General features: G+C 62.9%; 9 protein-coding genes. 5 read left to right on the top strand and 4 right to left on the bottom strand.

The window, feature by feature from the left end:
- Window positions 1-174: 174 nt before the first annotated feature.
- Window positions 175-1,395, top strand: a complete 1,221-nt coding sequence (locus D1Y85_RS26135; protein WP_124153974.1) for a XylR family transcriptional regulator — start codon at window positions 175-177, stop codon at window positions 1,393-1,395.
- A gap of 56 nt (window positions 1,396-1,451) precedes the next feature.
- Window positions 1,452-2,540, top strand: a complete 1,089-nt coding sequence (locus tag D1Y85_RS26130) for an aldose epimerase family protein (protein WP_124153973.1) — start codon at window positions 1,452-1,454, stop codon at window positions 2,538-2,540.
- A 70-nt stretch (window positions 2,541-2,610) separates the two neighbouring features.
- On the opposite strand, the gene D1Y85_RS26125 is transcribed toward D1Y85_RS26130, so the two are convergent.
- From D1Y85_RS26125 to D1Y85_RS26110, 4 genes are all read right to left on the bottom strand, one after another.
- The gene (locus D1Y85_RS26125; protein ID WP_124153972.1) at window positions 2,611-3,465 is read right to left on the bottom strand and encodes a 3-hydroxybutyryl-CoA dehydrogenase; all 855 of its coding nucleotides are present in this window, start codon (window positions 3,463-3,465) and stop codon (window positions 2,611-2,613) included.
- 147 nt (window positions 3,466-3,612) lie between these two features.
- Window positions 3,613-3,933 (bottom strand): DUF190 domain-containing protein, encoded by a 321-nt coding sequence (locus tag D1Y85_RS26120; RefSeq protein WP_124153971.1) that lies wholly within the window; start codon window positions 3,931-3,933, stop codon window positions 3,613-3,615.
- A 59-nt stretch (window positions 3,934-3,992) separates the two neighbouring features.
- Window positions 3,993-4,559: an acyloxyacyl hydrolase gene (locus tag D1Y85_RS26115; RefSeq protein WP_124153970.1), complete on the bottom strand. Its 567-nt coding sequence runs from the start codon at window positions 4,557-4,559 to the stop codon at window positions 3,993-3,995.
- 930 nt (window positions 4,560-5,489) lie between these two features.
- Entirely contained in the window at window positions 5,490-6,428 is a 939-nt protein-coding gene (locus D1Y85_RS26110; protein ID WP_124153969.1) for a DMT family transporter, read from the bottom strand.
- Window positions 6,429-7,089: 661 nt separating this feature from the next.
- On the opposite strand from D1Y85_RS26110, the gene D1Y85_RS26105 reads away from it, so the two are divergent.
- The 3 genes from D1Y85_RS26105 to D1Y85_RS26095 all read left to right on the top strand — a co-directional run bounded on the left by D1Y85_RS26105 (window position 7,090) and on the right by D1Y85_RS26095 (window position 10,763).
- Window positions 7,090-9,261, top strand: a complete 2,172-nt coding sequence (locus tag D1Y85_RS26105) for a TonB-dependent receptor (RefSeq protein WP_124153968.1) — start codon at window positions 7,090-7,092, stop codon at window positions 9,259-9,261.
- Between the two features lie 138 nt (window positions 9,262-9,399).
- Window positions 9,400-10,083: a Fe2+-dependent dioxygenase gene (locus D1Y85_RS26100; protein ID WP_124153967.1), complete on the top strand. Its 684-nt coding sequence runs from the start codon at window positions 9,400-9,402 to the stop codon at window positions 10,081-10,083.
- A complete protein-coding gene (locus D1Y85_RS26095; protein WP_124153966.1) occupies window positions 10,080-10,763 on the top strand; it encodes a PepSY-associated TM helix domain-containing protein in 684 nt (227 codons plus the stop codon). Before D1Y85_RS26100 ends, D1Y85_RS26095 begins: the two co-directional genes overlap by 4 nt.
- Window positions 10,764-10,885: the final 122 nt, after the last annotated feature.

Below are 10,885 nucleotides of genomic sequence, written 5' to 3'. Positions count from 1 at the left end.
CCATAGCTCGTTACTGATTTTTCGTCTGGACATGGCGCCAGGATATGGCTTTCGTGGCGTCATGTCCAGGTTGTGTTAGCGGCTCTTAGTGGCACCGCCGCGCCCGATAAGGAGACGATGGCATGACGAGGCCGGGCCAGCCAAAGCCCGCCGCAATGTCGTGCCCGACACGCCATGAACCGTGCACCCGCTTCCCAGACACCGAACCGCATCGCGTTGCTCTTCAACGCGAACAAGGTTTACGACCGCGAGATCATCGCCGGGATCGGCCATTACCTGCACTCGACGCGCGTCGCCTGGGACCTGTTTCTCGAGGAGGACTTCCGGTGCCGCCTCGCGGGCATCGAGCGCTTCGACGGCGACGGCATCATCGCCGACTTCGACGACCCCGCCGTCGCGGACGCGCTCAGCGGGTGCCGGCTACCGGTGGTCGCCGTGGGCTCCTCGTTCGAGGACCCCGCGCACTATCCGCCCGAACTGCCCTATATCGCGACCGATAACCGCAAGCTCGTCTCGCTCGCGTGGACGCATCTGATCGGCGCGGGCCTGCCGCATCTCGCCATGTACAGCCTGCCTGTCGCGCAGGAGAACCGCTGGGCGCAGGAGCGCGAACTCGCATTCCAGAAGCTAGCGCAGGACGAAGGCGTCGCAGCGCCCGTCTATCGCGGACTCGCGACGAGCGCGCCGTCGTGGAATCAGGCCATCGAACAATTGAGCGAGTGGCTGCACAGCCTGCCCAAACCGGTCGGCGTCATCGCGGTCACCGATGCCCGCGCACGGCACTTGCTGCAGGCGTGCCTGATCCACGGCATCGCGGTGCCGGAGCAGGTCGCGATCATCGGCATCGACAACGATCCGCTCACGCGCACGCTCACGCGCATTCCGCTGTCGTCCGTCATTCAGGGCACGGAGGAAATGGGCAAGACGGCAGCGCACCTTTTGCATCAGATGCTGCACGGCGCGCGTTTTCCCGGACGACGCATTCTGGTTCCGCCCGTCGGCATCAATGTGCTCGAATCGACGAAACACGAACCGCTGTCCAGTCCCTACGTCATGCGTGCGCGGCACTTCATCCGCCAGTACGCATGCCAGGGGATCAAGACCGAACAGGTCGCCGACTACGTCGGGATATCGCGCTCCTCGCTCGAAGAATATTTCCGCCGTGAACGCCAGTGCACGGTGCATCAGGAAATCCTGCGCCACAAGCTCGACGCCGCGAAAGCCATGCTCGCGAAGCGCGATGCGTCGAGCGCCGAGGTCGCCATTCGCTGCGGGTTTACGTCACTCCAGTACATGTATGCCGTGTTCAAACGTGAACTCGGTTGCACGCCGCGCGAGTATCAGGACAGCGTCGTGCTTGCCGCCGCAACGTCTTCAGCGACTCCCCGTTCCTGATTCCCGATTCCTGCTCCCGGCTTCGGCCGCCCATGCATTCAACCGACTACCGCTCCATGAACAGCTTCGCCCGTCTACCTGTAGAACGCTGGGGCACCCTCCCCGGTGGCGATCCTGTCCGGCTCTACACGCTGCGCAACGCCCAGGGCATGAAAGTGACGATCAGCGACCTCGGCGCGACGCTCGTCTCCTGGTTCGCGCCGGATCGCGCCGGACGGCTCGCCGATATCCTGCTCGGCCACGACACGCCCGCCGATTACTACGCCGCGACCACATACATGGGCGGCCTCGTCGGGCGCTGGGCGAACCGCATCGGCGGTGCGCGCTTCATGCTCGACGGGATCGACTACGCACTCGACCGCAACGAGAACGGCAACCTGCTGCATGGCGGCGCGAACGGCTTTCACCGCCAGATGTGGCAAGTCGCGGACGATCACGGGGCGCTCGTGCTGCGCCTCGACTCGCCTGAAGGCGATGGTGGATTTCCCGGCAATGTGAGCGTGCAGGTGCGCTACACGCTCGACGACGACGGCACGCTCACCATCGACTACGAAGGCGTGACCGACGCCCCAACGCCGCTCAATCTCACCAGTCATGGGTACTTCAATCTCAGCGGCGAACCCGGCTCGGACGTCCGCGGCCACATGCTGACGATCGACGCCGACGCGTTTCTCGAAGTCGATGAGCAGATGATCCCGACTGGCATCGCCGATGTGTCAGGCAGTGCATTCGATTTCCGTCACGGTGCGCCGCTCGGCGCGCGGCTCGACTGGCCGCACGCCCAGCTCGCGCGAGCGCGAGGCTTCGATCATTGCTACGTGCTGCGTGAACCCGCCAGGGCACCGGGGATGGCGGGCTCGGCGTGGCCGGTGCGCAGCGTCGCGAGTGTCTACGATCCCGGCAGCGGTCGCGAACTGAGCGTCGCGACCGACCAACGCGGCCTGCAGTGCTATACGGGGAATTATCTGGAGGGCATGCCGGGGCGCCACGGCACGTCGTACGTGCGCTACGCGGGCCTATGCCTCGAGGCGGGCGGCTTCCCGAACCAGATCAATATGGAGCCGCCCCTGCGCGACGCCGTGGTGCTGCACCCCGGCGAGACCTACCACCAGGTGACGCAATACCGCGTAAGCGTGCGCACCTGAGACGGCATGCGAGCCGGCGTGCGCCGGCTCGACATCGTCACGGCGCAATCACCGCGCGATCACCGCGTGTTCACTTCTCGTACTGATAGACGCCGCGCCCGGTCTTGCGGCCGAGGTGGCCAGCCGCGACCATCTCGCGCAGCAACGGACATGCCCGGTACTTCGAATCGCCGAAGTCTTTCAGGAAGACGTCCATCACGGACAGGCATACGTCGAGACCGATCAGGTCGGCCAGCGCGAGCGGCCCGATCGGGTGATTGGCACCGAGCTTCATGCCCGCGTCGATCTCCTCGGCGCTCGCGGTGCCTTCCGCGAGCACGAAGAACGCTTCGTTGATCATCGGCACGAGGATGCGGTTCACCACGAAACCCGGCGCGTTCTTCACGTCGATCGGCGTCTTTTCGAGGCGTTTCGCGAGTTCGTGCACGTCCTGCGCGACCTGAGCGCGCGTCTGCAGGCCGCGGATGACTTCCACGAGCGGCATCATCGGAACCGGGTTGAAAAAATGCATGCCGATGAAGCGCGACGGATCGGCAAGCGTCGTGGCGAGCGACGTGATCGAAATCGACGAAGTGTTCGACGCGATGATCGCGTCCGGGCGCGCGGCGGCTTCGATCTGCTTGAGGATCCGCGTCTTGAGTTCGAGGTTCTCGGTGGCCGCCTCGATCACGAGGTCGACGCCTGCGAGGCCTTGATAGTCGGTGGTGGTCTCGATGCGCTTGAGCGCCGCGTCGCGCAAGGATGCGTCGAGCTTGCCCTTCGAAACGAGCCGCTCGAGACTGTGCGTGAGCGTCGCCACACCTTTGGCGAGCGCCGCGTCATTCACGTCGATCATCACAGCCTTCAGGCCCGCGACGGCCACCGCCTGCGCAATGCCATTGCCCATCGTGCCCGCACCCACAATCCCTACCGATTCAATTGCCATGTCTCCACCTCACTCCGTGATCTGCGACGCCGACGCATCGCGCGAAAAAAAGCCGGCGATACGGCGCACTTGATGCACCGCACCAACGCTCGACAGTTTAACGGGTTGTGAGAAACGGCTGATTCTGGCGCGTCGGGCCGCCAGTGCTCAATCGTCGCCGAGATGGCCGAACTGGAGCGGCGTGCGGGTGTAGAACAGCTTGACGCGCCCTTGTTCGAGCGCCACGAGCAACGCATCGATCGACGGATCGTCGGCGACGATCACGACCATGGCCGGTTCGTCGGCCAGTTCGAAGAAGCGCGCGGCGTGAAGCCGGCCATGCACGTCGACGCCCTCACAGCCTTCCATCACGGTCGCGCCACGCACGCCGACGGCCTTGGCGGTATCGAGTATCCAGTCGACGGCGGACTGACTGCCCTTCTTCAGACTGCGGTTTGTGTAGAGCGTAAGCTGACTGCCGGTTGCCATAAAAACTCCTGTTCAGGTTGCGTCATGCAGGGCACTGCCTGCATGCCGTCTCGAACCGTCTAGAAGTTGTACTGCAGGTAGACCTGCGTAAAGTTCAGACCCGGATTCGGCGTCTTGATACCAGCATTCGAGATGTGCTGGAACCGGAGCCCGGCCTGATAGTTCTGATGTTCGCCGAATTGCGCGCCGACGCCAATCACGTCGGCAAACTGGAATGCCGACGACAGCGTGCGATCGGGCGTCAGCTCCACGTGCGAAAGCAGGCGCACGCCCACACCCGCCTCAAGGAACGGGCGAATCCAGCCTGTGTCCTTGATGATGCGAAACATCGGCGTAAATCCGAACTCCCAGATCTGCGGCTGCGAGGCGGCCCGCTCGGTCAGATGCCAGTACGCGACGTGACCTTCGCCGACTATCGTGAAATGAAAGCCGCCAACATGCCACCACTGCCAGCCGGGGTCCCAGACGAGGCCCAGGTCGAGCTTCTTGACGTCGTGGTCAGCCACACCTGCGCCAAACTGAATACCGAACTGGTCCGCATGCGCGCTTGCGGATCCGAGCGCGAGAAGTGCGCTCAGCGCGCCGCCCGCGACCTGTCCCTGCCAGACTGATCTTCTTTTTGCCATGTATGCAAATCCGCGATACAAACGACAACGTGTCGCGAGGCGGGCTCGAACACGCCTCAGTGCGGACATTGCCCCGCTCATAGGCGGGCCCGTCCAGCACTCGTCGTCTCAACTGCGAAACGGTCCGCTGCGCGTCGCAGCAAACGTGCCGGCTCGTGCTGCGCGCCTGGCGGCGCACAATCTCGTGCCACACGGGGCCAGAAGGTACCGTTTCCGCAGAGTCGAATAAACCGTTAACGCGGTAATTCATAATTACGCAATCGACACCAGTACGACATGCGCCACTCAATCGATTCGAGCCAGGCGGGTTAAGTTATTAATCAAACACTTCGCTTTGGGATTTCTTTAAGATCACTAGATAATGGGCTACGAATTGGGCCAGTGTAGGCGTGAACCGGCATTCGTGCTTAAACATGTGCCGTCAGAGCATGCCGGGCCGCGACAATCCGTCCGTTATCTCAGACGAATTCCTGACCAATTACTTTCAATGTCTGACATAAAAGCGGCAGTCGCGGATTAATCATTAATTCGACGATATATTTTGCACGCGTCGTCTCCGCTTCTCTTTACCGATCTTCGAAATTTCAAGCCCGCGATAAACGGGAACGCGCCCATGCGGGCGAGTGACACGGATCGTGTGGAGACGGCGCCCGGTGCGCCAGCGAGAACACAAGTGACACCTCATCTCGCGGATGCCGCTCCCAGGGCTCGGCTGCTTGCTCACGACACAGGGCTCTCGTAGTTGTTTCGGGATCTGTCGTGACGTTTCCCATCGGATGGGCTCGCGAAGTCAAGGAGATTCGCCGCGCAGCGGCGCGAGTGCAAGGCAAGCTCGCAGCGCCTTGCGGCGCACGAGCCAGTGACAGTGCATTGCGCATGCACCGGATGCGTGTGCAATGCGATGGCGTCACTGCATTGAACGTGCAGCGCTCATCGCTCGGCGCGCGCCTCACTGCGGCGCGCGCCGAGACCGGGTAGACGCTTGACGAAGCCCGTCGCCAATGCCGTGCCGACGAGAATCGTCGCACACGCGCCGACCATGCCCGTCGACACGCGCTCGCTGAGAAAGAGCGCGCCCCACAGGATGCCGAACACCGGAATCACGAACGTGACCGTAATCGTGCGCGCGGGACCAATGGCCGCGATCAGACGGAAGAACAGCAAATAGGCGACGCCGGTGCAGGCAATGCCGAGCGCGAGCACGGCGCCCCACGCGTGCAGCGAGACCGAAGTCGACGGCCAGGTCGCGACCGCGAACGGCACGAGCACGATGGTTGCCGCCGTCATCGTGCCCGCAGCGACGGTCAGCGGATCAACCCCGGTCAGATGACGTTTCGTGTAGCTTGCGGCGATACCGTAGAGCAGCGTCGCGCCAAGCGCGGCGGCCGCTGCGAGCGCTGTGGTGAAAGACGAAGCGCCGTCGCCCGCGTGTGTCACGATCTGGTCGCCGACGAGTGCGAGCACGCCAGCAAACCCGATCGCGAGCCCGAGCACACGCGCGCCGCTCAATCTGTCCTTGAGCCACAGATACGCGACGACTGCGCCCCAGAGCGGGGTCGTCGCATTGATGACCGACGTCACGCCCGCGGAAAGCGTGAGCTCAGCCCAGGCAAAAAGACAGAACGGCGCCGCCGAGTTCAGGATGCCGACGACGAAGAGCGGCCATGCCCGCTCACGCAGCGTGCCGATCGCCTCGCGCGCCGGACGGCGCGAGAACAGCACGAGTAACAGGAACAGCGCACCGATACCGACGCGCAACGCCATCAGCGGCGCAACCCCGAAATCGGACACGCCAACGCGGATAAACAGGAACGACCCGCCCCACAAGGCGGCGAGAACGAGGAGTTGAGCGAGTTCGATCGGGTTCATGAAAGGGCTCGGTGATAACGAGCGGGGCGCGAATGAGCACACCGCGGCGTCGCAGACGTCTGTTGATCGTAAGCCGTGCGGCGCACGGCTCTTAATGAGGGATTTTCACCGATATGTGAGAAAAAATAACAGCCGGATCTTGCTCAGTCATTGCATCGGGAAGTCGGGAATGCGCCCGGTTCACCGCAATCACATCCGTGTTCCGGGTCCGTCACAAAGCCGATCTTCGCAAGGCCAGCGGACTGAGCCGATGCTCTTCTTCGGTTCGATGTCCTCGATCCGGCCGGTCAGGCCGACCTCGAAGCGCACACGCACCTAGCCTGTTTCGCCCGGCCACCTCGCCGGCAGCGGCCGTTCCGGCGACACGATTCGGCAGCCGGGACAAATCGTCCGCTCGGCACGCCCCACCCCGTCCGCTCAAGGACAGACTGATCGACATCAACTTTCAATTGAAAGAAAGAGAAACATCTGCGATGATAACGATTCTCATTTGCAGACAGAGAACCGCACGCTGTCGCGCTTTCAACAACCAGTAGCCAGCTCGAAGTCGATCCCGAACGGTTAGTCCGCCGGGGCGCCCTGCCAGCCAAAAACATCCATGCCGATCGCGCACTCTCCGCGCATCCAGCAACTGGATTTATTTTTGTCGCCAAGGAGCCCCATGTTGAACCGGACGCCGCTCGCGAGTTCCCTCGCGTTGGCCATTGCCGTGCCTTTCGCTTCGCCCGCAGTCGCCCAGACCGCCCCCGCGGTCGCTGCCGCCTCCACACCGGCCACCGACAACGCCACGCTACCCGCCATCAACGTTTCGGCGAGTGCCGCGCAGCAGGATTTTCAGGCCGAAACAGCGACTGTCGGCGCGAAGACGCCCACGGCGCTGCGCGATATCCCCCAGTCGGTGACCGTCATCAACCGGGCGCTGTTGCAGTCGCAGGGCGTGACCTCGTTCCAGGACGCACTGCGTAACGCACCCGGCGTCACGCTAGGTGCCGCGGAAGGCGGTCAGATCGGCAACAACATCAACCTGCGTGGCTTCACGGCACAGAACGACATCTACCTCGATGGTTTTCGCGACCGCAACCAGTACTATCGCGACACGTTCGACCTCGACGCCATCGAAGTGCTCTATGGCCCGTCGTCGATGCTGTTCGGCCGTGGCTCGACGGGCGGCGTGATCAACCAGGTGTCGAAGAAAGCCAGTCTGACGCCGTCGGCGGAAGTCTCGACCACCCTCGGAACGGATGACCACTATCGCACGACCGTCGACCTGAACCATCCGCTCGGGGATACGGCCGCGTTCCGCCTCAATGCGTTCGGCCAGTCGCTGGGTTCGACGCGCGACGAGATGAAGAACAAGGACTACGGCATTGCACCCGAGTTGCGCTTCGGCATTGGCACGCCAACCGAGGTGACGCTCTCGGCGCTGATCCAGCATAACTACGACATGCCGGACTACGGCGTGCAGTCGATCAACGGCCATGCGTTCGCGCCGTCGAAAAGCACGTACTACGGCCTGACCGACGACCGCACGATCCAGGACATCCAGACGGTCTCGGCGCGTATCGATCACAAGTTCAACGACCAGTTCAAGATCAGCAACCAGACCGCGTTCTCGCATTCGCTCACGGACGCGCGGGAAACGGCGCCAGGCGCAGTGCTGACCGGGCCGCTCGCCACGAGCACGGCGCTCTCGAAGGGCAACTACACGACGTTGCCGCTCTCCGACCTCTATATCAAACTCGCGAGCCACGACCGCGTGATCGAGAATCACTCGATCTACAACGACACGATGGCCGAGTACAAGTTCGACACGGGCCTTCTCAAACACGACTTGATCGCAGGTGTCGAAGTGGGCCACGACAGCTATACGAATCAGGCCTATATGCGAAACAACCTGCCGATCGTCTCGCTGCTCGATCCGGTGTACATCCCCACGCCTTCGAACATCATGCAGACCGTAGGCAACCACGCGGAGTCGGGCGCTACAACGCTTGCGGCCTACATGAACGAGACGATGTCGATAGGCCCGCACTGGAAATTGATCGGCGGCGTGCGCTGGGACCGCTTCCAGGCGCATATCGCGAACACCATCAGTGCACCGGCCTACGCGGACCAGACCAACACGTTTACCAGCGTGCGTGCGGGGGTGGTCTATCAGCCCACCGACTTCCAGTCGTACTACTTCTCGTACGGCACCTCGTTCAATCCGTCGCTCGAGTCGCTCACCGTCACGAACAATACGCAAAACCTCGCGCCGGAGCACACGAAGTCGTATGAAGTGGGCGGCAAGTGGGACCTACTGGGCGGCAATCTTTCGGTTACCTCAGCGTTGTTCCAGCAGGAGAAGGACAACGCGCGCACGCAGACGTCGACCGGCGAATACCTGCTCGAAGGCGATGTGCGCGTTCGCGGCTTCCAGGCCGGTGTGAGCGGCCATATCACGGACAAATGGCAGATGTTCGGCGCTTACACCTACCTGGACGGCACCGTGCTCAAGGCGTTGGACGGGACTCAGGGCAACACGCTGGCGAATACACCGCGCAACACGCTGACGTTCTGGACGACCTACGCCATCACCCCGCACTGGGAAGTGGGCGGCGGTCCGATCTATATGTCCGGGCGTTACGCGGCGAACACGAATTACGTCTCTGTGGGCGGCTACACGCGCTGGGATGCAACGGCCGCCTATCACCAGAAGAAGTGGGACGTCCGCCTGAACCTGCTCAATCTGACCAACAAGTTCTACTACGACGCGCTCATTCCGTCCGATGGTGGCCGCTCGGTTCCAGGCATTGGCCGAACGTTCCTCGCGACGTTCAGCTACCGGATCTGACGAAGGCGACAAGCAAACGCGGCAAGCACGCCCACACCCGGCGTGCCTGCCAACCCCATCGGAGTGTCACGCAAAGCCGGCGCCGTGATGGCTTTCGCGTGCGTCCGCCACGAAATGGCGCGCAAAAAGGAAACGACAATGCTGCTTCATATCCCCAACGTCCTGACGCCCGAACAAGTGCGCGCGATGCGCTCGCGGCTCGACGCCGCGGGCGAAGCCTGGGTGGACGGCCGCGCGACAGCGGGCTGGCAAGGTGCGAGCGTCAAGCGCAATCAGCAGATTGCCGAACACTCGCCGATCGCGCGCGAACTGGGCGACATGGTGCTCGGCGCGATCGAACGCAATCCGCTCTTCATTAGCGCGGCGCTGCCGAATCAGGTGTACCCGCCGCTCTTCAACCGCTACGAAGGCGGGATGACGTTCGGCGCGCACGTCGATGGCGCGGTGCGCGTACTGCCCAACGGCGTGAAATTGCGCACGGACGTCTCGGCGACGCTGTTTCTATCGGCGCCCGACGAATACGACGGCGGAGAACTCGTGATCGAGAACACGTACGGCGCGCAGAAAGTAAAGCTGCCCGCAGGCGACATGGTCGTCTACCCGGCGACGAGCGTGCACGAAGTGCGCCCGGTCACGCGTGGCCAGCGCGTCGGCAGCTTCTTCTGGGTGCAGAGCCTCGTGCGCGACGACACCAAACGCGCGTTGCTCTTCGACATGGACACCGCCATTCAACGCCTGAACGCGAGCGATGCAGACGTAGAGGCGCGCCGCAGTCTCGTCGGCAGTTATCACAATCTTTTGCGTCTTTGGAGTGAGACATGACTTCTATCGATTCGCTCGTTCTCATGGACGACCAGCAACGCGCCGAACGCGCAACGCGTTCGCGGCGCGCGACGTTCATCAAGTGGCTGCGCAAGGCGCACGGTTGGGTTGGCCTGTGGGGCGCCGCACTCGGCCTGCTGTTCGGCGTCACGGGTTTCGTGCTGAATCACCGCATGGAACCGCTGCGCATTTCGCCGGGCGCGCCACAGGTATCGTCGATACAACTCGCGCTGCCCGATCCCGCGCCTGAAACGCCGCGCGAACTCGCGAAATGGCTGAAGTCACAAGCCGATCTCAAGTTGCCCGAACACATGGGCCGCGTGCAGAAAGAGCCGGCGCACACGGTGGCTTGGGGCGATCGCACGACGGTACAACCCGAACACTGGCAACTCATGTTTTCCGCGCCGAACGAGAACGTGAACGTGGAATACTGGAGCGGCAATGATTACATTACGCTCAAGCGCACCCATAGCGCGCTGATGGCGACCCTCACTAACCTGCATAAGGGCGTGGGGATGAGCGTTGGCTGGGTGCTGTTCATCGACACGTTCGCAGGCGCGCTGATTCTGCTTTCGCTGACCGGCGTGCTGTTGTGGACCGAACTGAACAAGCGCAAGACGATCGGTGCAGTACTCCTGATCGGCTCAATCCTGGTGGGGCTATGCGTGGGACTCATGTAACCGGGGCTAGCCGCGATTGCGTCTGTATCCGGTCGAAAGGTGGACGGCGCACGGCGCGGGGCCCGTACTTTTCCGCCGTGCCGCATCCTGTTTCGCTCGGGCAGATCGGCCAGCACGAAGAC

Source organism: Paraburkholderia dinghuensis (assembly GCF_003837865.1).
Classification (GTDB): Bacteria; Pseudomonadota; Gammaproteobacteria; order Burkholderiales; family Burkholderiaceae; genus Paraburkholderia; species Paraburkholderia dinghuensis.
Note: the sequence above shows the minus strand (reverse complement) of the source record. Positions and strands in the feature narration are given on the sequence as shown.